General features: G+C 54.2%; 21 protein-coding genes. 3 read left to right on the top strand and 18 right to left on the bottom strand.

The genetic code is table 11. The annotated features are described in order from the left end of the window. Positions 1 to 19: 19 nt before the first annotated feature. The 14 genes from nuoN to lrhA form a co-directional block, all read right to left on the bottom strand. Entirely contained in the window at positions 20 to 1,477 is a 1,458-nt protein-coding gene (gene nuoN, locus C2U53_RS27355) for an NADH-quinone oxidoreductase subunit NuoN (RefSeq protein WP_043000022.1), read from the bottom strand. A 6-nt stretch (positions 1,478 to 1,483) separates the two neighbouring features. Further along, positions 1,484 to 3,013: an NADH-quinone oxidoreductase subunit M gene (gene nuoM, locus C2U53_RS27360; RefSeq protein WP_043000021.1), complete on the bottom strand. Its 1,530-nt coding sequence runs from the start codon at positions 3,011 to 3,013 to the stop codon at positions 1,484 to 1,486. Between the two features lie 252 nt (positions 3,014 to 3,265). Then, entirely contained in the window at positions 3,266 to 5,107 is a 1,842-nt protein-coding gene (nuoL, locus tag C2U53_RS27365; protein ID WP_043000020.1) for an NADH-quinone oxidoreductase subunit L, read from the bottom strand. Further along, complete coding sequence (gene nuoK / locus C2U53_RS27370; RefSeq protein WP_000612644.1) at positions 5,104 to 5,406, bottom strand: NADH-quinone oxidoreductase subunit NuoK; 303 nt, start codon at positions 5,404 to 5,406, stop codon at positions 5,104 to 5,106. The genes nuoL and nuoK overlap by 4 nt, the downstream gene beginning before the upstream one ends. Then, a complete protein-coding gene (gene nuoJ / locus C2U53_RS27375; RefSeq protein ID WP_043000019.1) occupies positions 5,403 to 5,957 on the bottom strand; it encodes an NADH-quinone oxidoreductase subunit J in 555 nt (184 codons plus the stop codon). Before nuoJ ends, nuoK begins: the two co-directional genes overlap by 4 nt. A gap of 11 nt (positions 5,958 to 5,968) precedes the next feature. Further along, a complete protein-coding gene (gene nuoI / locus C2U53_RS27380) occupies positions 5,969 to 6,511 on the bottom strand; it encodes an NADH-quinone oxidoreductase subunit NuoI (RefSeq protein ID WP_005129470.1) in 543 nt (180 codons plus the stop codon). A gap of 14 nt (positions 6,512 to 6,525) precedes the next feature. Then, a complete protein-coding gene (gene nuoH, locus C2U53_RS27385; protein ID WP_043000018.1) occupies positions 6,526 to 7,503 on the bottom strand; it encodes an NADH-quinone oxidoreductase subunit NuoH in 978 nt (325 codons plus the stop codon). Next, positions 7,500 to 10,226, bottom strand: coding sequence for an NADH-quinone oxidoreductase subunit NuoG (gene nuoG, locus C2U53_RS27390; RefSeq protein ID WP_044258732.1), 2,727 nt, complete (start codon positions 10,224 to 10,226; stop codon positions 7,500 to 7,502). Before nuoG ends, nuoH begins: the two co-directional genes overlap by 4 nt. Positions 10,227 to 10,309: 83 nt before the next feature. Next, positions 10,310 to 11,647, bottom strand: a complete 1,338-nt coding sequence (gene nuoF / locus C2U53_RS27395; RefSeq protein WP_042317808.1) for an NADH-quinone oxidoreductase subunit NuoF — start codon at positions 11,645 to 11,647, stop codon at positions 10,310 to 10,312. After that, positions 11,644 to 12,144 carry an NADH-quinone oxidoreductase subunit NuoE gene (nuoE, locus tag C2U53_RS27400; RefSeq protein ID WP_042317807.1) on the bottom strand — a complete coding sequence of 167 codons (501 nt, stop codon included), beginning with the start codon at positions 12,142 to 12,144 and terminating at the stop codon, positions 11,644 to 11,646. Before nuoE ends, nuoF begins: the two co-directional genes overlap by 4 nt. A 2-nt stretch (positions 12,145 to 12,146) precedes the next feature. After that, entirely contained in the window at positions 12,147 to 13,949 is a 1,803-nt protein-coding gene (gene nuoC, locus C2U53_RS27405) for an NADH-quinone oxidoreductase subunit C/D (protein WP_080343264.1), read from the bottom strand. A gap of 89 nt (positions 13,950 to 14,038) precedes the next feature. Continuing rightward, complete coding sequence (gene nuoB / locus C2U53_RS27410) at positions 14,039 to 14,701, bottom strand: NADH-quinone oxidoreductase subunit NuoB (RefSeq protein WP_003028075.1); 663 nt, start codon at positions 14,699 to 14,701, stop codon at positions 14,039 to 14,041. 15 nt (positions 14,702 to 14,716) lie between these two features. Then, the gene (gene nuoA, locus C2U53_RS27415; RefSeq protein ID WP_042317806.1) at positions 14,717 to 15,160 is read right to left on the bottom strand and encodes an NADH-quinone oxidoreductase subunit NuoA; all 444 of its coding nucleotides are present in this window, start codon (positions 15,158 to 15,160) and stop codon (positions 14,717 to 14,719) included. A gap of 630 nt (positions 15,161 to 15,790) precedes the next feature. Further along, on the bottom strand, positions 15,791 to 16,729 hold the full coding sequence (gene lrhA / locus C2U53_RS27420; protein WP_043000017.1) for a transcriptional regulator LrhA: 939 nt from the start codon (positions 16,727 to 16,729) through the stop codon (positions 15,791 to 15,793). A 929-nt stretch (positions 16,730 to 17,658) separates the two neighbouring features. On the opposite strand from lrhA, the gene alaA reads away from it, so the two are divergent. Further along, entirely contained in the window at positions 17,659 to 18,876 is a 1,218-nt protein-coding gene (gene alaA, locus C2U53_RS27425) for an alanine transaminase AlaA (protein WP_104446755.1), read from the top strand. 129 nt (positions 18,877 to 19,005) lie between these two features. Further along, complete coding sequence (yfbR, locus tag C2U53_RS27430; protein WP_043000015.1) at positions 19,006 to 19,605, top strand: 5'-deoxynucleotidase; 600 nt, start codon at positions 19,006 to 19,008, stop codon at positions 19,603 to 19,605. Positions 19,606 to 19,652: 47 nt separating this feature from the next. Here yfbR and C2U53_RS27435 read toward each other — a convergent pair whose 3' ends face one another. From C2U53_RS27435 to yfbV, 4 genes are all read right to left on the bottom strand, one after another. Beyond that, complete coding sequence (locus C2U53_RS27435) at positions 19,653 to 21,485, bottom strand: SLC13 family permease (protein WP_043000014.1); 1,833 nt, start codon at positions 21,483 to 21,485, stop codon at positions 19,653 to 19,655. Positions 21,486 to 21,561: 76 nt separating this feature from the next. After that, positions 21,562 to 22,239: a sugar phosphatase gene (locus tag C2U53_RS27440; protein WP_044326791.1), complete on the bottom strand. Its 678-nt coding sequence runs from the start codon at positions 22,237 to 22,239 to the stop codon at positions 21,562 to 21,564. Next, positions 22,232 to 22,726: a YfbU family protein gene (locus C2U53_RS27445; protein WP_042290698.1), complete on the bottom strand. Its 495-nt coding sequence runs from the start codon at positions 22,724 to 22,726 to the stop codon at positions 22,232 to 22,234. The genes C2U53_RS27440 and C2U53_RS27445 overlap by 8 nt, the downstream gene beginning before the upstream one ends. Before the next feature lie 83 nt (positions 22,727 to 22,809). Then, positions 22,810 to 23,265 (bottom strand): terminus macrodomain insulation protein YfbV, encoded by a 456-nt coding sequence (yfbV, locus tag C2U53_RS27450; protein ID WP_042317796.1) that lies wholly within the window; start codon positions 23,263 to 23,265, stop codon positions 22,810 to 22,812. Between the two features lie 338 nt (positions 23,266 to 23,603). Here yfbV and ackA point away from each other — a divergent pair, with 338 nt between their 5' ends. Continuing rightward, on the top strand, positions 23,604 to 24,806 hold the full coding sequence (ackA, locus tag C2U53_RS27455) for an acetate kinase (protein ID WP_042317795.1): 1,203 nt from the start codon (positions 23,604 to 23,606) through the stop codon (positions 24,804 to 24,806). The last annotated feature ends 52 nt before the right edge of the window (positions 24,807 to 24,858 follow it).

Below are 24,858 nucleotides of genomic sequence, written 5' to 3' on the forward strand. Positions count from 1 at the left end.
TTTCGTTTTTGCTTGTCGCTTACATCAGCGGTGCGGCTAACTGCACAATACTGATCAGCGGCTGCGGGTAAATACCCAGCACCAGCACCAGCAGTGCGGAGATCAGTACCACAATACCGCCTGCGCTGTACTGCCAGTTAGACGGCGCATCGCGGTTAAGCTGCTGCGGTGCGCTCAGGTACAGACTCACGGCAACACGCAGGTAGTAATACAAACCAATCGCGGAACCAACCACCACAGCAGCAACCAGCCACCATAGGTTCGCCTGCACACCGACTGCCAGCACGTAGAATTTACCGATAAAGCCCAGCGTCATCGGGATACCCGCCAGAGACAGCATCATTACCGTCATCACTGCCGCGAGGATCGGACGATGCCAGAACAGCCCACGGTAGGAGAACAGAGAATCGGCATCCGGACCACGGTACGGACTGGACATCAGGCTGACCACGCCGAACGCGCCGAGGCTGCTGAACAGGTAACCGGCAAGGTAAACGCCGACCGCTTCCATGGACATCTCGCCGCTCTGCAGAGCAATCAGCGCCACTAACAGGTAGCCGAGGTGAGAGATAGACGAATAACCCAGCAGACGCTTGATGTTAGTCTGGCTCAGCGCCATCAGGTTACCGAAGATGATGGAAGCAAAGGCGATCACGCCAAGCACCACGCGAACCGCTTCACTGTCGCCAACCGGCGCGTACAGGAACAGACGCATCACCACGCCGAAGATAGCGATTTTGCTCGCCGTCGCCAGGAAGGTGGAAACCGGAGCCGGTGCACCCTGGTATACGTCTGGCGTCCACAGGTGGAACGGAACCAGAGAGAGTTTAAAGCCCAGACCAACAATCATCATCCCGAAGCCCGCCAGCAGCAGCGGCTCGTTCAACATACCGTCGCCGAGGCTCTTACCGAGCGCGACAAACGACAGGTTGCCAGACTGCGCGTACACCAGCGCCATACCAAACAGCAGGAATGACGAGGCGGCAGCAGACAGGATGGTGTATTTGATACTGGCTTCCAGCGAACGTTTCTGACGGAAGGCATAGCCCACCAGACCAAACAGCGGCAGGGAGATCAGTTCGATACCAAGGAACAGCGCCGCCAGATGATTGGCGTTCGCCAGCAGAATGCCACCCAGCGCGGCAATCAACACCAGCAGGTAGAACTCTTCCCGGTTATCGTCATAGCCTTCCAGCCACGGGTAGGCAAAAGTACAGGTCGCCAGACTCGCCAGCAGAACCAGTCCGGTGTAGAGCATTGCGAAACCGTCAACCCGCATCAGCGGGGTCACGTCCATCGCGCCAGCCTGGCCAACAAACCAGAGCGAAACCAGCGCGGCGTTAAGCCCAATGACCGACAGCGTGGCATTGAGGAAGTGATTGCGTCGCCACGCAATGGAGAGCATCACAACCACCACCGTCAAGCCGACGATCAGCAGCGGTAGCAGCGCAATCAGGTGTTGTGGAGTTATTGTCATGGCGATTTACGGCCTTGTAGTAGTAACGGAATTAACAAACCACTGCTGGATGTTGCTCATCGCAGAATGCGAGGTATCCAGAATCGGCTGCGGATAGAAGCCAAGCAGTACCAGAAGCACGACCAGCAACAGGATGATAAACAGCTCACGCAGCGACATCCCTGGCAGTTCTTGTTGTGCAATCTGGCTCTTCGCTTTACCGAAGTAAGCGCGATGTAGCATCGCCAGCGAGTAAACAGAGGCAAACACCAGACCAAAGGTCGAAATCACGGTGATGACCGGAACCACCTGGTAGCTGCCAAACAGGATCATGAATTCGCCAACGAAGTTACCGGTGCCAGGCATACCCAGCGTCGCCACGGCGAAGAACATCGACAGCGCCGGTAACCATTTCATTTTGCCCCACAGGCCGCCCATCATACGCATGTCGCGGGTGTGCAGACGTTCGTACAGTTGACCACACAGAATGAACAGACCCGCAGCGGACAGGCCGTGCGCAATCATCTGAATCACCGCCCCCTGGTACGCCAGTTGGCTGCCGGTGTAGATGGCAATCAGCACGAAACCCATGTGTGAAACCGAGGTGTAGGCGATCAGACGTTTAATGTCGTACTGCGTGAACGCCATCCATGCACCGTAGAAGATACCGATAACGCCCAGCCACATCGCGATAGGCGCGAACTCCGCTGACGCGTTCGGGAACAGCGGCAGAGAGAAACGCAGCAGACCGTAAGCGGCGGTTTTCAGCAAAATACCGGCGAGGTCAACAGAACCCGCGGTCGGTGCCTGGGAGTGCGCATCTGGCAGCCAGCCGTGCAGTGGAACCACCGGCATTTTCACCGCAAACGCGATGAAGAAGCCCAGCATCAGCAGATATTCGACGCCATGCGACATCGGCGTTTTCAGCAGGTCTTCATAGTTGAAGGTCCACACGCCGGTCGCATTATGGTGAACGAACACCAGCGCCAGGATGGCAATCAGCATCACCAGACCGCTCGCCTGGGTGTAAATGAAGAACTTGGTTGCCGCCGTGATACGCGTTTTACCGTCGGACGCCTTGTGGCCCCACAGCGCGATCAGGAAGTACATCGGCACCAGCATCATTTCCCAGAAGAAGAAGAACAGGAACATGTCGATGGCAAGGAACACACCGATCACGCCGCCCAGGATCCACATCAGGTTCAGGTGGAAGAAGCCCTGGTATTTTTCGATTTCTCGCCAGGAACACAACACCGCCAGAACGCCAAGCAGACCGGTCAGCACCACCATCAGCAGCGACAAACCGTCGATTGCCAGGTGAATCGAGATGCCAAAGCGCGGGATCCACGGCAGGACAAATTCAGACTGCCACTGCGGAATGCCAGCAGACTGCGTCAGCGAATAACCGCCCTGTAGCCACAGTTGCAGGCCAAGCGCGAGCGTCAGTCCCATGGTGATCAGCGCGATCCAGCGCGGCACCTTCACGCCAAAGCGTTCGGTCTGCCAGCACAGGAAGCCACCGATAAAGGGGATTAATATCAACCAAGGTAATAACATGGTGATCTTTGTTCCTTGTTTAAGTCCGGTTCAGGCTATCTCACTCGTCATAGCGAACCCCGACAGTGCTCGCAATCCTCACATACCTCAGTACGCTCCGGTTGCGGTGCACAGGCGGTGCTCACTCTGACTTCGCCGATAACGCCTGTCCAGTTGGACCTGATTTTCAACGAATTTTCTAAAAATTCTCTTTGAGCGTGTAGGCCGGATAAGCGTAGCGCCATCCGGCAGTCGTTCATCCAGCCCGCAAACTCAACGCAGTACCATCAGCAGTGCCAGCACCACTACGGCGCCAATGCTCATTGATGCGACATACCAGCGCAGATAACCGTTCTCGCTGAACAGCAGGCCTTTACCTGCAAAGCGGGAAAGGATAGCTGGCACGTTCATCAGGGCATTGAGCGGATCGCGTTTAAGCAGCCAGGCGACGCCAAGGAACGGCTTAACGAACACTTTGTCGTACAGCCAGTCGAAGCCCCAGGCGTTATACCACCAGGTGCCCAGCAGACGACCCGGCGCACTGTTGGCAATCGAGGTCACCAGAGTACGTTTACCCAGCCACAACCATGCGGCAATCAGGATGCCCGCAATCGCTACCACGCCAGAAGTCATTTCCAGGGTCATCACGCGGCCATGCTCAAGTTCAGTTGTCTGTGGCAGTACACCCTGCAGCGGCGGCACAATCAGCGCGCCTACGAAGGTGGACAGGATCATCAGGACAATCAACGGCAGGTGGTGAGTAATCCCCTTCCCTGCATGAGCATGAATTTGTTCTTTACCGTGGAACACGATGAAAATCATACGGAAGGTATACAGGGAGGTCATGAACGCACCGACCAGTCCTGCCACCATCAGATTGATATGACCATTCGCCATCGCGCCTGCCAGAATCTCATCCTTACTGAAGAAGCCTGCGGTAATCAGCGGCAGCGCCGACAGCGCCGCACCGCCCACCAGGAAGCAGAGATAAACCAGCGGAATGGACTTACGCAGGCCACCCATCTTGAAGATGTTCTGTTCGTGATGGCAGGCCAGAATGACGGAACCGGACGCCAGGAACAGCAGCGCTTTAAAGAAGGCGTGCGTCATCAGGTGGAAAATCGCCGCATCCCATGCCTGAACGCCCAGCGCCAGGAACATGTAGCCGATCTGGCTCATGGTGGAATAAGCGAGTACGCGCTTGATGTCGGTTTGCACCAGTGCGGCAAAACCTGCCATCACCAGCGTCACCGCACCCACGATACCGACCAGATGCAGAACTTCCGGGGTCATCAGGAACAGGCCATGCGTACGGGCAATCAGGTAAACACCGGCGGTCACCATTGTTGCGGCGTGGATCAGCGCGGAGACAGGCGTCGGGCCCGCCATCGCGTCAGCCAGCCATGTCTGCAACGGCAACTGTGCCGATTTACCCACAGCACCACCCAGCAGCATTAGCGTCGCCCACGTCAACATATTGTTGCCTGCGGCGAAGTGTGCTGGCGCCAGTTCAACCATTTCACGGAAGTTCAGGGTACCCAGCTCGTTGTACAGAATGAACAGTGCGAACGCGAGGAACACGTCACCCACACGGGTCACGACGAACGCTTTCATCGCCGCAGCGCCATTCTTTGGATCGGTGTAATAGAAACCGATCAGCAGGTAAGAGCACAGGCCCACGCCTTCCCAGCCGAGGTACATCAACAGCAGGTTATCGGACAGCACCAGAACAACCATGCTGGCGATAAACAGGTTCGTGTAAGCGAAGAAGCGGGAGTAGCCCTCTTCACCGCGCATGTACCAGGAGGCGAACATGTGGATCAGGAAACCGACACCAGTGACAACCGACAGCATGGTCAGCGACAGGCCGTCCAGTACCAGGTTGAAACCAATGTTGAAGTTACCGACAGACATCCACGTCCACAGCGGCTGGCTGAACGCCTGCTTGCCGTTGGCGAAGAAGTCCATCCCGACAAAGGCAGTGACCAGCGCCGCCAGACCAATGGAGCCTACGCCCACGGTTGCGGAGAGATTTTCTGACCAGCGTCCGCGAGAGAACGCCAGCAGGACAAAGCCAATCAATGGCAGAATGATGGTTAAGGCAAGCATGTTCATCCACGCATCTCACTTACTGAATCGATGTTCAGGTTCTGGCGACGGCGATGAAGTTGCAGCAACAGCGCAAGCCCTATACTCGCTTCGGCAGCCGCAAGGCTGATGGCGAGAATATACATCACCTGACCATCGGTCTGGCCCCAGTAGCTACCGGCAACCACAAAGGCCAGCGCGGAAGCGTTGATCATGATTTCCAGGCCAATCAGCATAAACAGCAGATTGCGGCGGATAACCAGACCGGTTAAACCCAGAACGAATAAAATCGCAGCGAGGATCAGTCCATGTTGTAAGGGGATCATGCGTGCTCCTCCGTTTTTCTTTTCGCGCTATCGTCTTTACGGTTGCTCAGCACTTCACCTGAACGCTCTTCGCGTCCAACGTGGAAGGCAACAACCAGACCTGCCAGCAGCAGCATGGATGCCAGTTCAACCGCCAGTACGTAAGGCCCGAACAGGGTAATACCTACCGCTTTCGCGCTGATTGGCGTACCGTCGATACCCTGATCGTTAACCCCCAGAATGGCGTAAACAATCACCACCAGCATGATAGCCGACAGAATTGCCGGGCCAATCCACACCTGCGGCTTCAGCCACTGACGTTCCTGTTCGATTTCAGAACCGCCCAGGTTGAGCATCATCACCACAAACACGAACAGCACCATAATGGCGCCCGCGTAAACGATGATTTCCAGCGCACCCGCGAAATAAGCGCCCAGCGAGAAGAACACCCCGGAAATCGCCAGCAGCGAAATAATCAGGTACAGCAGCGCGTGCACCGGATTGGTATGGGTGATCACCCGCAAGGTTGCGAGAATGGCGACCAGGCCACAGATATAAAAAGCGAACTCCATTGCCCCTCTCCTTACGGTAACAGGCTCTTGACGTCGATAGGCTTGGCTTCGTTCTCTGCTTCGCCCTTATCTTTGCCGTCGATTGCCATACCTGCCATCCGGTAGAAGTTATATTCCGGGTATTTGCCCGGACCGGAGATCAGCAGATCCTCTTTCTCGTAAACCAGATCCTGGCGCTTGTACTCACCCAGTTCGAAATCTGGCGTAAGCTGAATCGCGGTTGTTGGACAGGCTTCTTCGCACAGACCGCAGAAAATGCAGCGTGAGAAGTTAATGCGGAAAAACTCCGGATACCAGCGACCATCTTTGGTCTCTGCTTTTTGCAGAGAGATACAGCCTACCGGACACGCTACCGCACACAGGTTACAGGCAACGCAGCGCTCCTCACCGTCCGGGTCGCGCGTCAGAACAATGCGACCACGAAAACGGGGCGGTAGATAGACCGGCTCTTCCGGGTACATCTGCGTTTCGCGTTTGGCGAACGCATGCAGGCCGATCATCCAGATACTGCGTACCTGGGTGCCGAAGCCTACTAACAATTCTTTTAAGGTCATGGTCTTTGTGCCCCTTATTGCGCCTGCCAGAGAATGACAGCCGCCGTTACCAGCAAGTTGATGAGCGTCAGCGGCAGGCAGATTTTCCAGCCGAAGGACATTACCTGGTCATAACGAGGACGCGGTAACGACGCACGAATCAAAATGAACATCATCATGAAGAACGCGGTTTTAATCGCGAACCAGATGAATGGCGGTAAGAACGGGCCCTGCCAGCCACCGAAGAACAGGGTAACCATCAGCGCAGAAATGGTGACGATACCGATGTACTCGCCCACAAAGAACAGACCGAATTTCATCCCGGAGTATTCAATGTGGTAACCATCGGCCAGTTCCTGCTCGGCTTCCGGCTGGTCAAACGGATGACGGTGACACACCGCCACGCCCGCGATAGCGAAGGTGACAAAACCAAAGAACTGCGGAATAACGTTCCAGATATCAGCCTGGCTGTTGACGATGTCGGTCATGTTAAAGGAACCGGCCTGCGCCACCACGCCCATCAGGGAAAGCCCGAGGAACACTTCGTAGCTGAGCGTCTGCGCAGACGCACGCATCGCACCCAACAGCGAGTATTTGTTGTTGCTCGACCAACCGGCGAACAGCACCGCATACACCGCCAGACCCGCCATCATCAGGAAGAACAAGATCCCGATGTTCAGATCCGCGACCACCCAACCCGGACTCACCGGCACGATGGCAAACGCCAGCAGCAGCGAGGTAAAGGCGATCATTGGCGCAAGGGTAAAGATGACGCGATCCGAAAATTTCGGGATCCAGTCTTCTTTAAAGAACATCTTGATCATGTCCGCAACCAGCTGGAGCGAACCACCCCAGCCTACACGGTTCGGTCCGTAACGGTTCTGGAACAGACCCAGCAGACGACGTTCGCCAAAGCTCATGAATGCCCCGCAGGTGACCACCACCAGCAGAATCACCACCGCTTTGAGGATGGTCAGCAGGATTTCGATCAGATCCGGTGTAATCCAACTCATTGTTGTGCCTCCTGCAGATCCTCAAGACGCGCACCCGCCAGAACAGGGGCAATGCCCGGCATGCCCATCGGCAAGCCAACCTGCCCTGCCGTCAGCCCTTCGGCGATTTCAACCGGCAGCGTGACCGTATTGCCATCGTAGCTAAAGGAGACGCGGGTACCGGCATTCACTCCCAACTTCGCGGCATCGGCCGGGTTGAGTTTGATGTACGGTTGCGGCATGCGGCTCTGGAAGACCGGCGCACGCTGAGACAGTTCATCGCTACCAAACAGATGGTAGTACGGCGCGATACGCCACTGACCGTCCTGGGCCTGGAAGCTTGCAGGAACCGTCGTGAAGTAATCCAGACTGCCCTCCGAGGCTTCAATCAGACGCACACCCGGATCGCCATGGCGCAGTTTCCCGCCCACTTCATCCTGGAACTTGTTCCACGCCTGTGGAGAGTTCCAGCCCGGCGCCCAGGCAAATGGAATCTGTGAACGCGGCGCAGACGGCTGGTTGTTCCCTTCCATTGAGAAGGCAAACATCGTGTCTTTGTCCTGCGGCTGACGCGGTTCATGAACGCTGATGTTCGCGCGCATCGCCGTACGACCACTGTAACGGTGCGGCTCACGCGCCAGTTTTTGTCCACGAATGCGGAAGGTGGCATCCGGCGCAGCATCTTTAATACCGGCCAGTTCAGGCATCGCGGCGACGACCGCGTCGATCACGTGGTCAAGCTGCGTCCAGTCCACTTCGCGGTTCTGTACGGTGCTGTGCAGTGAATGCAACCAGCGCCAGCTTTCCAGCATGATGGTATTGCTGTCGTAGTACGCCGGATCGTAAACCTGGAAGAAACGCTGAGCACGGCCTTCGTTGTTGATGACCGTGCCGTCGCTTTCGGCAAAGCTGGCGGCGGAAAGCACCAGATGGGCGTTTTCCATGATCGCCGTACGCTGATGGTCAACCACCATCACCAGCGGCGCTTTTGCCAGCGCAGCATTCACGCGCGTTGCCGACGCATGACGATGCAGATCGTTTTCCAGCACGACCACCGCGTCAGCACGACCGGTTTCCAGTTCGGTCAGCGCATCGTCGAGCGAACCACCGCCCATAATGCCCAGACCCATACTGTTAACCGAACGGGTAATCATCGTGATGCCGACGTCCGCACCGCGACCTTTCAGCGCTTTCGCCACGTTGGCAGCCGCCTGAATCACTTCTGCGCTACCGGCGTTGGTACCGGAAATGATCAGCGGTTTTTTCGCCCCCGCCAGCGCCTGGACGATCACGTCGATTTTGTTTTGCAGGTCACTGCTGATGCCGTCAACGGCTGGCGCATTGTTGTCCAGCGCATGGGCAATCGCGAAGCCTAAACGCGCCTGATCTTCAACCGGCGCACGGTAGGTCCAGGCCGCGATATCATCCAGACGGGTGTTATCCACATTGGTCACGAACAGCGGGTGCTTCGCGCGTTGGCCGATGTTGAGGATCGCCGCAATCTGCCAGTCAGCCACTTTCTGGGCTGCCGCCATTTCGCGTGCCTTGCCTTTCACCGCCTGACGCACGGCCAGTGCAACGCGAGCGCCGGTCTGAGTGATGTCTTCGCCCAGCACCAGTACCGCATCGTAAGATTCAATATCACGCAGCGCAGGGGTATGCACACCGCCTTCACGCAGCACCTTCAGTGCCAGTTGCAGACGTTCCTGCTCGGATTGTGCAATCCCGGTATAGAAGTTTTCCGCCCCGACCAGTTCACGCAACGCGAAGTTGCTCTCAACGCTGGCGCGCGGTGAGCCGATGCCAATCACTTTCTTCGACTGACGCAGAATATCTGCCGCGCCCTGCATTGCCTGTTCGGCGTTGAGGGTGATCAGGTCATCGCCACGACGCTGTACTGGCTGACGCGGACGGTCTTTCAGGTTCACGTAACCATAGCCAAAACGACCGCGGTCGCAGAGGAAGTAGTGGTTAACGGTCCCGTTATAACGGTTTTCGATACGACGCAGTTCGCCGTAACGCTCACCCGGGCTGATGTTACAGCCGATGGAACATTGTTGGCAGATGCTCGGCGCAAACTGCATGTCCCATTTACGGTTATAGCGTTCGGAATGCGTTTTATCGGTGAATACGCCGGTCGGGCAGATTTCCACCAGGTTACCGGAGAATTCACTCTCCAGGGTACCGTCTTCCGGACGTCCGAAGTAGACGTTATCGTGCGCGCCATACACGCCCAGATCCTGACCGTCTGCATAATCTTTGTAGTAACGCACACAGCGATAACAGGCGATGCAGCGGTTCATTTCATGAGAGATGAACGGCCCCAGGTCCTGGTTGCGGTGAGTACGTTTGGTGAAACGATAGCGACGGAAACTGTGGCCGGTCATCACGGTCATATCCTGAAGGTGGCAGTTACCGCCCTCTTCACAGACCGGACAGTCGTGCGGGTGGTTGGTCATCAACCACTCCACCACGCTTTCGCGGAACTGTTTCGCTTCTTCGTCGTCAATCGAAATAAACGTGCCTTCGGTTGCCGGTGTCATACAAGACATCACCAGGCGACCACGCGTGTCTTCCGCGTTTTGGTATTGCTTCACCGCACACTGGCGGCAAGCACCAACGCTTCCCAGCGCCGGATGCCAGCAAAAGTACGGAATATCAAGGCCGAGAGACAGACAAGCTTCCAGCAGGTTGTCCGCTCCGTTGACCTCATATTCTTTGCCGTCTACATGAATCGTAGCCATAGTCAGCATGCTTCCAGTTGGCTTAGTCAGAGACTAAGCGTTAATCGAAATTCATATCGCGATACAGGCTCAGAGGCCTGTAATCACCAGCGCTCTTTCAGCAGGTTCGGCTGAATACCACCAATCGCGTGGGTATTGCTGAACGACTGCTTAATGCCAGCTTCGAATTCTTCGCGGAAATATTTAATGGCGCTCTGTAGCGGCTCAACCGCGCCCGGTGCGTGTGCACAGAAGGTTTTACCCGGGCCGAGGAAACGACACAGTTGCTCAAGTGTCTCGATATCCCCAGGCTGGCCTTCGCCACGCTCCAGCGCACGCAGAATTTTGACGCTCCACGGCAGGCCGTCACGACATGGCGTACACCATCCGCAGGATTCACGAGCAAAGAACTCTTCCAGGTTACGCACCAGAGGCACCATGCCTATCTCATGGTCAACTGCCATTGCCAGCGCGGTACCCAGACGGCTTCCGGCTTTACCAATGCTCTCAAATTCCATTGGCAGATCGAGGTGCGCTTCGGTCAGGAAGTCAGTTCCCGCGCCGCCAGGCTGCCAGGCTTTGAACTTCAGTCCATCGCGCATGCCGCCCGCGTAATCTTCGAGGATCTCACGTGCGGTGGTACCGAACGGCAATTCCCACAGTCCCGGATTCTTCACGCGACCCGAGAAGCCCATCAGCTTGGTGCCAGCATCTTTGCTCTTCGAAATGTTCTGGTACCACTCCACGCCGTTGGCGAGGATCGCCGGAACGTTACACAGCGTTTCCACGTTGTTGACGCAGGTCGGTTTACCCCATGCGCCGGAGGTCGCCGGGAACGGCGGCTTCGAACGCGGGTTAGCGCGACGGCCTTCAAGGGAGTTGATCAGCGCCGTTTCTTCACCGCAGATGTAGCGCCCTGCCCCGGTGTGAACAAACAGTTCGAAATCAAAACCGGTGCCCATGATGTTTTTGCCGAGCAGACCGGCTTCGGTCGCTTCCGCAATCGCACGGCGCAGATGCACGGCGGCTTCAATGTATTCACCGCGCAGGAAGATGTAGCCCCGGTACGCTTTTAGCGCAAACGCGGAGATCAGCATGCCTTCCACCAGCAGATGCGGCAGCTGTTCCATCAGCAAACGGTCTTTATAGGTGCCCGGCTCCATTTCATCCGCGTTACACAGCAGGTAGCGGATGTTCATGGATTCGTCTTTTGGCATCAGGCTCCACTTCAGACCGGTGGAAAAGCCTGCGCCGCCGCGCCCTTTCAGGCCAGCGTCTTTGACCTGGTTGACGATTTCGTCCGGGGACAGACCAGTCAGCGCCTTACGCGCACCTTCGTAGCCGTTCTTGCTACGGTATTCGTCCAGCCACACGGGCTGTTTATCATCACGCAGACGCCAGGTCAGCGGATGCGTTTCGGGAGTACGGATAATGTCTTTCATTTATACCGCTCCAGCAGTTCAGGAATGCCTTCCGGGGTCAGGTGAGCGTGAGTATCCTCATCGATCATCATGTTCGGCCCTTTGTCGCAGTTCCCAAGGCAACAGGTCGGCAGCAGCGTAAAGCGACCGTCGAAGGTCGTCTGCCCCGGCTTGATGTTGAGCTTTTTCTCCAGCGCAGCCTGAATCCCCTGGTAACCGTTGATATGGCACACCACGCTGTCGCAATAGCGGATCACGTGGCGACCCACCGGCTGGCGGAAGATCTGACTGTAAAACGTCGCAACACCTTCGACATCGCTTGCCGGGATCCCCAGCACATCGGCGATCGCGTGGATCGCACCGTCCGGCACCCAGCCACGCTGCTTCTGAACGATTTTCAGCGCTTCAATGGACGCCGCACGCGGGTCTTCGTAGTGGTGCTTCTCGTGCTCAATGGCTTCACGCTCTGCCGCACTCAGCTCAAAAGCCTCGGTTTGTGGTTGTTGATTCTCGTGCATAATTAGCGGTCCACATCTGACATAACAAAATCGATACTACCCAGATGGACGATCAGGTCGGACACCAGGCTGCCACGTACTGCCACCGGGATCTGCTGCAAATGCGCGTAGCTCGGGGTACGAATACGGGTACGATAACTCATGGTGCTGCCATCGCTGGTCAGGTAGTAACTGTTGATACCCTTAGTCGCTTCCACCATCTGGAAGGACTCATTCGCCGGCATAACCGGGCCCCACGACACTTGCAGGAAGTGGGTGATCAGGGTTTCGATATGTTGCAGCGTGCGCTCTTTCGGCGGCGGCGTCGTCAACGGGTGATCCGCTTTGAACGGGCCTTCCGGCATGTTGTTGAGGCACTGCTCAAGGATGCGCAGACTCTGGCGCAGCTCTTCCACTTTCAGCATTACGCGGGTGTAGCAGTCGGAAACCCCGCCGCCAACCGGCACTTCAAAGTCAAAGTTTTCGTAGCCAGAGTAAGGGCGCGCTTTACGCACGTCGAAATCAATACCGGTCGCACGCAGCGCCGCGCCGGTGCAGCCCCAGTCCAGCGCTTCTTTCTTACCGTAAGCGGCAACGCCCTGCGAACGCCCTTTCAGAATGGTGTTTTGCAGTGCGGCTTTCTCGTAAGACGCCAGACGCTTCGGCATCCAGTCGAGGAATTCACGCAGCAGTTTGTCCCAGCCGCGCGGCAGGTCATGCGCCACGCCGCCAATACGGAACCAGGCCGGGTGCATACGGTAGCCGGTGACCGCTTCTACGATGTCGTAGATTTTCTGACGGTCGGTAAAGGCAAAGAAGACCGGCGTCATGGCGCCGACGTCCTGGATAAACGTCGAGATATACAGCAGATGGCTGTTAATGCGGAACAGCTCGGAGAGCATCACGCGGATAACGTTAACGCGATCCGGTACGGTAATGCCCGCCAGTTTTTCCACTGCCAGCACGTACGGCATCTCGTTGACGCAGCCGCCGAGGTATTCGATACGGTCGGTATACGGAATGTAGCTATGCCAGGACTGACGTTCGCCCATCTTTTCAGCACCACGGTGGTGGTAACCGATGTCAGGCACACAGTCGACAATCTCTTCACCATCAAGCTGAAGAACAATACGGAATGCACCGTGTGAAGACGGGTGGTTCGGGCCGAGGTTGAGGAACATAAAGTCCTCGTTTTCGGTACCACGCTGCATGCCCCAGTCTTCCGGTTTGAAGGTCAGCGCTTCCATTTCCAGATCCTGCTTCGCTTTGGTCAGCTCAAACGGATCGAATTCGGTAGCACGCGCCGGGTAGTCTTTACGCAGCGGATGGCCTTTCCAGGTTGGCGGCATCAACAGACGCGTCAGGTGCGGGTGTCCGTCAAATTCAATACCAAACATGTCCCAGGTTTCACGCTCATACCAGTTAGCGTTCGGGAACAGTTTGGTGAAGGTCGGTACACGCAGGTCGTTTTCAGACAAGGCCACCTTGAGCATGATATCGCGATTGCGTTCAATGGAAATCAGGTGGTAGAAAACGGAAAAATCCGCGGCGGGTAACCCTTCGCGGTGTGTGCGCAGACGTTCGTCCATGCCGTGTAAGTCAAACAGCATGACGTAAGGTTTCGGCAACCTCTTTAAGAAATCGCCCACTTCCAGTAATTGTTCACGCTTGACCCAAACAACGGGTACCCCGGTGCGAGTCGCCTGAACGGTAAAGGCATCCGGCCCAAAACGGTTGCGCAGTTCGCCGATGACCGGGTCATCAAGGTGATCCCGGGTCTGCCATGCGGCTTCTTGCGCGGTTAAGTCGGTCATATTGTTCACCATTGCAAATGGTCCGTGGTGACTGTCGACAGAGCTTCGCGCGATTTATGTAGTGATAGGCGAAGTAAAATGCTGCTGCCGACAGGCGCAAATTAAATCTCGTCTGGTGTACGCAGATTCGTTACTGCAATGCGTTCGCCGCGTTTACGCTCGCGCTCTGACTGCATGTTGGCGCGATAAACGCCCTGATCGCCAACCACCCAGGAGAGCGGACGACGTTCTTTGCCAATGGAATCCTGCAACAGCATTAACGCCTGCATGTACGCTTCCGGACGCGGCGGGCAACCCGGGATGTAAACATCCACAGGGATAAACTTATCAACGCCCTGCACTACCGAATAAATATCGTACATACCGCCGGAGTTGGCACATGCGCCCATGGAAATGACCCATTTCGGCTCCAGCATCTGATCGTAAAGACGCTGAATGACCGGCGCCATTTTGGTAAAGCAGGTCCCCGCTACCACCATCAAGTCAGCCTGACGTGGTGAAGCACGCAGGACTTCCGCGCCAAAGCGCGCCACGTCATGTACGGCGGTGAACGAGGTCACCATCTCTACGTAGCAGCAGGAAAGGCCGAAGTTATAAGGCCAGATTGAGTTTTTGCGACCCCAGTTAACCATGTCATGCAGTTTGCCCATGAACACGTTCTTGTTAACTTCCTGTTCCAGGGGGTCGGTTACGATCTCCTGTTTTTGCAGGGGGTAACGGTCATTCTCACCGTTAGGATCTATGCGGGTGAGCGTATAATCCATCTTAATGCCTCGCGGTTAGCGTTGACGATTAGCGATACTGTTCGTTTCCGGGTTCATACGCTCGCGGCGTGAACGCGCGGGCGTCCAGTCCAGCGCGCCAATACGCACCAGATAAACCAGACCTGCCAGTAACACAAAAATAAAAATTGCAGCTTCCACAAAGCCTACCCAACCGCTTTCGCGGATAGAGGTCGACCATGCGAACAGATACAGCGCTTCAACGTCGAAGATAACGAAGAACATGGCTACCAGATAAAACTTGGCAGACAGGCGTAAGCGGGCGGTGCCGACCGAGTCGATACCTGATTCAAACGGGGTGTTTTTTGACCTCGCGCGTGCGCGACCGCCTAAAAACCAACCGCCGATAAGCATCAGGCAGCACAGGCCAATGGCAACAATAAGAAAGATAGCGAATGCCCAGTGATGAGCGATGACTTCAGTGGATGTTGACATACTCATTGCTTACTCATCAAAAGTAGCGCCAAATTCTCTGCTCTTTTCGGCAGATGAACGCCACATCGATTCATGGGGAGGAATAAAAAAAACCTTACAATCGCTGCAGAAAATGTTTTAGACAGCCAATTGATGGGGTTTTTTTACTCCTTTCTATAACCTTTTGTCAACTTTAACAAAAGTTTCCTCACATTAATTTACATGATAACAACACCCTTAACATTTAATGCGCTTTAGCACCGTGTCGATCGATTCACAGGCTAAATGGGGATGTTGTTGAATCGTGTCCGTTGTGAAGTAAGTAGAAAAAAACGCGCCTATTTTGACAGGAATTGATCCAAAAGCCTTCCCCTAAAAGGGAGTATTTTCTTGATCTGTGACACGCTTTTGTTAATCCACCTCAAAAAACAGCAACAATTTCTCTCGTTTTTTAACATGAGAGGGTTGACCTGCGAATTTCGCTTCTTTTTTACGCATTTTTTAATCGCAACGTCTACTCGCTGATTTATGAGGATTTTTACCTTTTTCCTCCTGCCCGTTAAGGATATTAGTACAAAAAAAGAACCACTGGATGTTTTTTAATCTCCAGTGGCTCTTTTTTACACTTGCCCTTTTTAATGCTTTTTTTGTGACCCGTTACTCATAGTCTCCCTGGACCAGCACGGAATCATCTCCCCCTTCTGGGGTAATCGGGCTGTACTGCCACGGATTCTGCCAGGTATCCATCGCCTGATAGATAACCTGCGCCAGATCGTTCTTCGAGGCCGGGTCACGGCACAGCAGGTATTCGGTGTCCGGCAACGGCGGTAATCCGTCAACAGCCCCCAGCACGCGTAGATCCGGGCTCATCATTTCTACCGGACGCGCCGTCACGCCAAGACCAGCTTTCACCGCCGCGCGCACGGCCGGCAATGTCGACGCCACATAGGCCAGTCGCCAGGGGATGTTCGCCGCATTCAGGGTGGCAAGAACCACATCACGGAACGGACTGGGATCATCCAACAACACCAGCGGAACCGGTTCGCCCTTTTGCAGCACATACTCTGCGGCACAGTACCAGTGTGTCGGCGAGGTACGCAGCGTCAGGCTCTCAAACGGTCCGGGACGGTTAGTGGTGACGATCAGATCCACCTCTTGCGATTTCAGCATATCGAGCATGAAGGCATTTCGCTTCACTCTGACATCCAGCGCAAGCTTCGGATAAACCGAGCTAATGCGATTCAGGAGGAAAGGCAGTATCGTATCGGCGGATTCATCCGAAGCCCCGATAGTTAATACTCCCTGAAGATTGCTGAACATCAATGATGAGCAGGCCTCATCATTGAAACGTAGGATTTTTCTGGCGTAACCCAAAAGCTGAATGCCGTGTTCAGTCAACAGTTTGTTACGACCGTGACGAGCGAAGAGTTCTTTTCCCACGAGCTGTTCGAGGCGCTGCATCTGTTGGCTCACCGCAGACTGAGTACGACACACCGCTGCAGCTGCTGCTGCAAATGTGTTCAGATCGGCAACAGCAACAAATGTTCTCAGCAGATCGAGGTCGAGGTTAATTATCGGACGATTTGCATTTATCATAATTTTTCACTTACTGGCGGCTCATACTGAGCTTGTTAATGCTGTGCATACAAAATCAAGCAATTCCGTTTGTAATGCGCTTCCTTAGCAGAGTCACCCGCTGACAGCAGGTGAAAGTAAATAGGTATATCATGTGACTGGCGAAATGCTACCCTCTTTCTTACGTAATAATACCTTACGCGAACTCTCAGGTTATTTCGTTAAGAACGGGCTGACCTATTAAAGCCTATGTAGATTTCTGCCATTTTCTGGATGTAAAAAGTGTAAATGTAAAGAATGGAACCGGGCATACATCAACGAGAAATAAGCATACATGGCAGTAAGTTAGCCACAAAAACCCATTCGGGATATTAACAAATCATGCGGCCACATGTCATTTCATCATGCGTATCTTAACCTAAAACCTTTTTATTTATAAGCATTAATGCGAATAATCTGATGCAAAGTTTTGTTATGTTTCTCAAATCAACTCGCTATTATTCGCGCCTTGCGTAAAGCCTTTTTAATTATTAAATAATAATTAATGAGATTCCAGGTCATTCATAAATCCTGCTTAACATTAGATTTACACCGCCAGGGTTCCCGTACATCCCGGTAACACGGGCAGTGATTAATCTTTCAGTATTTACGAATTATTAAATGACGTCAGAATTCTCCCCGAAATTTCACGGGCGCTGAACCTTTTTGTAAGCAAGAGAATCGGCCACCCGCGAACGCAAAAATCGCAATATCATGCTATAAAAATCGGAATAACCTATTTTTATCTCTATATATTACGTAAAAATCAGTTAATGACAGCACAATAGCACGTCACCATTCAGCAAAATCTTCTTCTGCAAAGCCTTCAAAACGCCCCGCTGGGGGAGTACATTGTTCCAAACTGACTTCCACGGCAGGAAGTGGTGATAACAGCATAAAGGTCAAGGTTCATGTCCCCCATTGAGAAATCCAGCAAATTAGATAACGTCTGTTATGACATCCGCGGTCCTGTTCTGAAGGAAGCGAAACGCCTTGAAGAAGAAGGCAATAAGGTTCTGAAACTGAACATTGGTAACCCCGCCCCTTTTGGCTTTGACGCCCCCGATGAAATTCTGGTGGATGTCATCCGTAATCTGCCTACTGCACAAGGTTATTCCGATTCCAAAGGCCTCTATTCCGCGCGTAAAGCCATCATGCAGCACTATCAGGCGCGTGGCATGCGTGACGTCACCGTCGAAGATATCTACATCGGTAATGGCGTTTCAGAACTGATCGTGCAGGCGATGCATGCATTACTGAACAGTGGGGACGAAATGCTGGTGCCCGCGCCGGATTATCCGCTGTGGACGGCGGCGGTCGCGCTTTCCGGCGGCAATGCGGTGCATTACCTGTGCGATGAATCATCCGACTGGTTCCCGGACCTTGATGACATCCGCGCCAAAATCACGCCGCGTACCCGTGGGATCGTCATCATTAACCCGAACAACCCGACCGGCGCGGTTTATTCCAAAGAGCTGTTGATGGAGATCGTCGAGATCGCGCGGCAGAATGATCTCATTATTTTTGCCGATGAGATCTACGATAAGATCCTGTATGACGACGCCGAGCACCATTCCATCGCCGCGATGGCACCGGATCTACTGACCGTGACCTTTAACGGCCTGTCCAAAACCTATCGCGTGGCCGGTTTCCGTCAGGGCTGGATGGTTCTCAACGGGCCGAAGAAGCATGCGAAAGGTTATATCGAAGGGCTGGAAATGCTGGCATCGATGCGTCTTTGCGCCAACGTGCCGGCACAGCATGCCATTCAGACGGCGCTGGGCGGTTACCAGAGTATCAGTGAATTCATCATGCCCGGCGGTCGTCTGTATGAGCAGCGCAATCGCGCCTGGGAATTGATCAACGATATTCCGGGCGTCTCCTGCGTGAAGCCGCGCGGTGCGCTGTATATGTTCCCGAAAATTGACGCGAAGCGCTTCAATATTCATGACGACCAGAAAATGGTGCTCGATTTTCTGTTACAGGAAAAAGTCCTGCTGGTTCAGGGGACGGCATTTAACTGGCCGTGGCCGGATCACGTGCGCATCGTCACCCTGCCCCGCATCGACGACATAGAGATGTCGCTGAGCAAATTTGCACGTTTCTTGTCGGGATATCACCAGCTTTAATCCAAAATGCGTTGCAGGACAAAACACCCAGGGTGTTTTGTCCTGCAACGTGAAGTATGACGAGCATTTGCATCCGGCGGCCTTCTCTGCGCACAATGACCTCCAGGTTGTCATCATGAAAAGGTCACTATGAAGCAGAGCCATTTTTTTGCCCACCTCTCCCGCCTCAAACTCATTAACCGTTGGCCTTTAATGCGCAATGTGCGCACAGAAAACGTCTCTGAGCACAGTCTCCAGGTCGCGATGGTGGCCCACGCGCTGGCGGCGATCAAAAACCGTAAGTTTGCCGGTCAGGTTAATGCCGAACGCATTGCGCTGTTGGCGATGTATCACGATGCGTCAGAAGTGCTGACCGGGGATCTGCCCACGCCGGTAAAATATTTCAATTCGCAAATCGCCCAGGAATATAAGGCTATTGAGAAAATCGCTCAGCAGAAACTGGTCGATATGGTGCCCGATGAGCTGCGGGATATTTTTGCCCCGCTGATTGATGAGCATGCATATAGCGAAGATGAAAAGTCGATTGTGAAACAGGCCGATGCGCTGTGTGCGTATCTGAAGTGTCTGGAAGAGTTGTCGGCAGGGAATAATGAATTCCTGCTGGCAAAGACGCGACTGGAAAAAACGCTGGAGTCACGCCGCAGCCCAGAGATGGATTACTTTATGGAAGTCTTCGTCCCCAGTTTTCACCTGTCTCTCGATGAAATTAGCCAGGACTCTCCGCTGTAACGGTTTGCCGGATGCGTGTCAGCACCATCCGGCAATGCGATACAACATTAAAACGGAAACAACATCGGGATCATCACCACGCATACCGCCATAACGATAATGGTGAACGGTACGCCCAACTTAATAAAATCGCTAAAGCTGTAATTCCCTGGTCCTAACACCAGCGTGTTGACCGGTGATGAAACCGGCGTCATAAAGGCCGCCGAGGCCGCCATCGCGATCACCATCGCAAAGGGATAGGGAGAAACGCCCATCGACTTCGCCGCCGCCAACGCAATCGGCGCCATTAATACCGCCGTCGCGGTATTCGAGATAAACAGACCAATGGTCGCGCACAGCGCAAACAGACAGCCCAGCATCATGTACGGGCCATAACCGCCGCCCACGTCCATCAATCCTTTCACGACCAGATCCACACCACCGGTTTTTTGCAGCGCCAGCGCAAAAGGCATCATGCCGACGATCAAAATGATACTGGGCCAGTGAATGGCTTTGTAGGCGCTTTCGGCATCAATACAGCGAAATTTTCCCATCAACAGACAGGCAATAATCGCCGCGATGGGATTAGGAATTTCGTCAGTCAGCATCAGCGCGACCATCAGCACCAGACAAAAAATCGCGTGCGGGGCCTGGCTGTGCGCCGGGGAAGCCTCGCTTACCTCTTCTGGCAGGTTCAGCGCGACAAAATCTCGCCCCTGCTTTGCCAGCATCCCGATCAGTTTCCAGTTACCGACGACCAGGATAATATCGCCCATCAGCAGCGGCTCATCGGCAAGCGAACCTTCGATCGCCACGCCGTCACGTTTCAGGCCAACCACATTCAGCCCATAGCGGGTACGAAAACCGATTTCCCGCACCGACTTGCCAATCAACTCCGATTCCGGGATCAGCGAGATTTCCGCCATTCCCACATCCAGCGCCTGGTCAGAGAAATACTCCCCACGCAGCACCATTGGCTCCAGCAATTGCTCGCTACAAAATTCACGGAGATCGACATCAGCGGCGGACATGTCAATCAGTAACACGTCACGGGCGCGAAACTCCGATACCCCATTCACGTTTACGATCACCCGCCGAAAACGCCGCCAGCGTTCGACGCCGATCACGTTGGCGCCATAGCGCTCACGCAGTTTAAGATCGTCGAGGCGTTGACCGATCATCGGTGACCCCGGACGAATCGCCAGTCGACGCGCGCGCCCTGTCAGGCGATATTCTTTGATCAGATCGCGAAAGGTGCGACGTTTCCAGCTATCTCGCTGCTGTTGTGGATTGTCGCCTTTGAGCATAAAGCGCATCAGCAGCATATAGATAATGCCCAGCACCAGCACGACGAGGCCGATAGGCGTGACGCTGAAGAAGCTGAAACCGGCATAGCCTTCGCGCAACAATTCACTGTTAACGACCAGGTTGGGCGGGGTGGCCACCAGCGTCATCATGCCGCTGATAAGCCCGGCGAAACTGAGCGGCATCATCAGGCGCGACGGCGACGTTTGCATACGCATCGAGACGCTGAGTACCACGGGAATAAAGATAGCAACGACGCCGGTTGAACTCATAAACGCGCCCAGCCCGGCAACGGTCAGCATCAGCAGGACCAGCATTTTGATTTCGCTACTGCCCGCCATTTTCACCAGCCAGGTGCCCATGACGGTCGCCACGCCGGTGCGTACCAGCCCGTCACCGATGATAAACAGCGCGGCAATCAACACCACATTAGGGTCGCTGAATCCCGAAAAAGCCTCAGTAAGGGTCAGTGTGCCACTGAGAACAAAGGCTACGATGACAAACAGAGCTACCGCGTCCATACGCACTCTGCCCGTCGCAAACAAAATCACAGCAATCGCCAACAGCGAGAGAACCCAGATCAATTCACCGTTCACAACCTATCCTTGTCAGATGAGAAGATGGAATGATTCTGCCATAAAAAAGCCCCGACAAGCCGGGGCTAAATCATGATCAGGTATTTCTTAATACAACCACATCACCATTCGGTTGTTTGGTCACCGAAAGCTGCTCCAGGCTGGTCAGGGTGAAATCGACCTCATCCAGACGCGGCGTATCCGCCGGGGCATTTACTGCGATAACATGGCAGCCTGCGGCGAGTCCCGAGAGCACGCCCGCAGGGGCATCCTCCACCACCGCACATTCGTGCGGCGCTAAACCAAGCAGTTGCGCGCCGAGCAGATAAGCATCCGGCTCCGGCTTACCACGTTTGACCCGCTCAGCGGTCACGAAAACCTCCGGGGCTGGCAGGTTGGCCACCTGGTGACGTGCGCGCGCAACCGGCATCGACCCTGATGTTACAATTGCCCACGGGATCCCGGCCTTGTTCAGATGGTTAAGCAGCGCAACCGCACCTGGCAGCGCGGTGATGCCCGCCGTTTCTGTCGCTTCTATTTGCTCCAGACGCGTAAACTCCGCAGCGATTTCCGCCTCAGGTTTGCCCACCATGAAATGGCGCAAAGAGGTAATCGCCTGCTTGCCATGAACAAAACTTAACACTTCGTCATGCGTCAGCCCAAAACGATCGGCCCAGTTACACCATGCACGTTCCACAGCAGGTAACGAGTCAACCAGCGTTCCATCCAGGTCAAACAGAAAGCCCTTGCATTGCACGTTCACCTCCTCAGGCATTGATGATTTGGTTGATTTCGTTGGCGCTCAAATGATACTGACGCGGGCAGGCATGCCACGCGCTTAACATCCGCTGGTATTTTTCCCACATTGGGGTCTGCGCGTTGAAACCGTGCGTGCCGGCATCAAAATGGGTGTAACGTCCTTCCACATTCACCATAAAGCGAACATAACCGAGATAGCGCGCTTCCGTTGCGGCATCAAAGCCCAGGAAGGTTACCCGACGTTCATCAATACTTTGCGCATCTTTCAGGTTGGCCCAAGAGACATGCAGAGCGTGATACATCTCCATGATGTCGATAACCGTACGACAGGTTTCCTCTTTCAGCTCGCCAAATTCCCGATCCAGTTCGCGCATCTGCAGACCGTAACCGCGTTCAATGATCGTCTGCAGACGACGATAACGCTCGGCGTTAGTTGGATCGAGCATAGTCATCATTTTGTATTGATTAGACAAAATAAGACGTTGAGCGTTGGTCATTTCCATTTGGGACTCCTGTATCACTCTACAACGGTGAAAAAAAAGAAGGCATTAATATGCCTTCTTTTATATGCGTAATCAGGGGGCAATTACAAATCATCAAGGAAAGTTTTATCCAGTTGTTTGAAGGCACGCTTAAGCGTGTCAGCTAACGCCTGGTAATCCGGCTTCCCTTCAACCGGGGAGAGCGCTTGCCCCGCCTCCTGTAATTTGCCTCTGACTTCATAAAACCAGTTCAGGATCGAGGGCGGCAGCGGCGTGACGGAACGCTTCCCTAACCACCACAGCCCCTGCATCGGCAGGCTGAGCGCGAACAACGCGGTGGCGACGGCAGGCCCTAACTGGCCGCCCAGTGCTATCTGCCAGCACAGGGTAAAGATAGCGATCGGCGGCATAAAGCGAATAGCGTAACGTGTCATCCGAATCACGCGGTTCTCAACAAAGACGGGTGCAAGGCGCTTTTCCATTGGCCACGTCTTTGAGTAATGTTGCCCCCGACGAAAAAGGCTAAAAAAATTTACGGAGCGATGATCCGGCGTCGACATGGCTTACCTCAACTTCACATATAAAATTTCAAATATTTGTGCAAAACAACAACTATACGGGACAACGTTCAAAACATTTTGTCATTGATACCCACTATCGGGTATCCTGTAGCGGCCTGTAAAAGGCCTGTAGTCCAAAATCATTGAGTCGTCAAATTTACATATAGTATGCCATTGGCTGAAAAATACGCAAAATGGCATAGACTCAAAGGTATTTCTTCCATCATGCCAAAAAAGACAACTGGCATGATGTTAATCATAAATGTCAGCGTCACACTGCGCTACGCTCTATGGCTCCCTGACGTTTTTTTAGCCACGTATCAATAATAGGTACTTCCATGTCGAGTAAGTTAGTACTGGTTCTGAACTGCGGTAGCTCCTCACTGAAATTTGCAATCATCGATGCAGTTAACGGTGAAGAGTACCTTTCTGGTTTAGCCGAATGTTTCCATCTCCCTGAAGCACGTATCAAATGGAAAATGGACGGCGGTAAACAAGAAGCGGCTTTAGGTGCAGGCGCCGCTCACAGTGAAGCGCTGAACTTTATCGTTAATACTATTCTGGCACAAAAACCAGAACTGTCTGCGCAGTTGACTGCAATCGGTCACCGTATCGTACACGGCGGCGAGAAGTATACCAGCTCCGTGGTTATCGATGACTCTGTTATTCAGGGCATCAAAGATTCTGCCTCTTTCGCACCGCTGCATAACCCGGCTCACCTGATCGGGATTGCAGAAGCACTGAAATCCTTCCCGCAGTTGAAAGACAAAAACGTGGCTGTGTTTGACACCGCGTTCCATCAGACCATGCCGGAAGAGTCTTACCTCTATGCCCTGCCGTACAGCCTGTACAAAGAACACGGCGTTCGTCGTTATGGCGCGCACGGTACCAGCCACTTCTTCGTTACCCAGGAAGCGGCAAAAATGCTGAACAAACCGGTAGAAGAGCTGAACATCATCACGTGCCACCTGGGCAACGGGGGTTCTGTTTCTGCTATCCGCAATGGTAAATGTGTTGATACCTCTATGGGCCTGACCCCGCTGGAAGGCCTGGTGATGGGTACCCGCTCTGGTGACATCGACCCGGCAATCATTTTCCACCTGCACGACACGCTGGGCATGAGCGTTGATCAGATCAACAAGATGCTGACCAAAGAATCCGGCCTGCTGGGTCTGACCGAAGTGACCAGCGACTGCCGTTATGTTGAAGACAACTACACCACCAAAGAAGACGCGAAACGTGCAATGGACGTTTACTGCCACCGTCTGGCGAAGTACATCGGTTCCTACACGGCGCTGATGGACGGTCGTCTGGACGCCGTTGTCTTCACCGGCGGTATCGGTGAGAACGCGGCCATGGTTCGCGAGCTGTCCTTGGGTAAACTGGGCGTGCTGGGCTTTGAAGTTGATCATGAACGTAACCTGGCTGCCCGTTTCGGCAAATCTGGTTTCATCAACAAAGAAGGTACCCGTCCTGCGGTGGTGATCCCAACCAACGAAGAACTGGTTATCGCGCAAGACGCGAGCCGTCTGACTGCCTGATATCACACCGCCAGCTAAGCTGGCGGTGCTGTTTTGTAACCCGCCCAACGGG

The organism is Citrobacter sp. CFNIH10 (genome assembly GCF_002934585.1).
In the GTDB taxonomy this organism is placed as follows: Bacteria; Pseudomonadota; Gammaproteobacteria; order Enterobacterales; family Enterobacteriaceae; genus Citrobacter_A; species Citrobacter_A amalonaticus.

Coding starts and splice junctions, on each gene's coding strand:
- nuoN (WP_043000022.1), bottom strand. CDS start 1,477: ATGACAATAACTCCACAACACCTGATTGCGCTGCTACCGCTGCTGATC.
- nuoM (WP_043000021.1), bottom strand. CDS start 3,013: ATGTTATTACCTTGGTTGATATTAATCCCCTTTATCGGTGGCTTCCTG.
- nuoL (WP_043000020.1), bottom strand. CDS start 5,107: ATGAACATGCTTGCCTTAACCATCATTCTGCCATTGATTGGCTTTGTC.
- nuoK (WP_000612644.1), bottom strand. CDS start 5,406: ATGATCCCCTTACAACATGGACTGATCCTCGCTGCGATTTTATTCGTT.
- nuoJ (WP_043000019.1), bottom strand. CDS start 5,957: ATGGAGTTCGCTTTTTATATCTGTGGCCTGGTCGCCATTCTCGCAACC.
- nuoI (WP_005129470.1), bottom strand. CDS start 6,511: ATGACCTTAAAAGAATTGTTAGTAGGCTTCGGCACCCAGGTACGCAGT.
- nuoH (WP_043000018.1), bottom strand. CDS start 7,503: ATGAGTTGGATTACACCGGATCTGATCGAAATCCTGCTGACCATCCTC.
- nuoG (WP_044258732.1), bottom strand. CDS start 10,226: ATGGCTACGATTCATGTAGACGGCAAAGAATATGAGGTCAACGGAGCG.
- nuoF (WP_042317808.1), bottom strand. CDS start 11,647: ATGAAAGACATTATCCGTACTCCCGAAACGCATCCGCTGACCTGGCGT.
- nuoE (WP_042317807.1), bottom strand. CDS start 12,144: ATGCACGAGAATCAACAACCACAAACCGAGGCTTTTGAGCTGAGTGCG.
- nuoC (WP_080343264.1), bottom strand. CDS start 13,949: ATGGTGAACAATATGACCGACTTAACCGCGCAAGAAGCCGCATGGCAG.
- nuoB (WP_003028075.1), bottom strand. CDS start 14,701: ATGGATTATACGCTCACCCGCATAGATCCTAACGGTGAGAATGACCGT.
- nuoA (WP_042317806.1), bottom strand. CDS start 15,160: ATGAGTATGTCAACATCCACTGAAGTCATCGCTCATCACTGGGCATTC.
- lrhA (WP_043000017.1), bottom strand. CDS start 16,729: ATGATAAATGCAAATCGTCCGATAATTAACCTCGACCTCGATCTGCTG.
- alaA (WP_104446755.1), top strand. CDS start 17,659: ATGTCCCCCATTGAGAAATCCAGCAAATTAGATAACGTCTGTTATGAC.
- yfbR (WP_043000015.1), top strand. CDS start 19,006: ATGAAGCAGAGCCATTTTTTTGCCCACCTCTCCCGCCTCAAACTCATT.
- C2U53_RS27440 (WP_044326791.1), bottom strand. CDS start 22,239: ATGCCTGAGGAGGTGAACGTGCAATGCAAGGGCTTTCTGTTTGACCTG.
- C2U53_RS27445 (WP_042290698.1), bottom strand. CDS start 22,726: ATGGAAATGACCAACGCTCAACGTCTTATTTTGTCTAATCAATACAAA.
- yfbV (WP_042317796.1), bottom strand. CDS start 23,265: ATGTCGACGCCGGATCATCGCTCCGTAAATTTTTTTAGCCTTTTTCGT.
- ackA (WP_042317795.1), top strand. CDS start 23,604: ATGTCGAGTAAGTTAGTACTGGTTCTGAACTGCGGTAGCTCCTCACTG.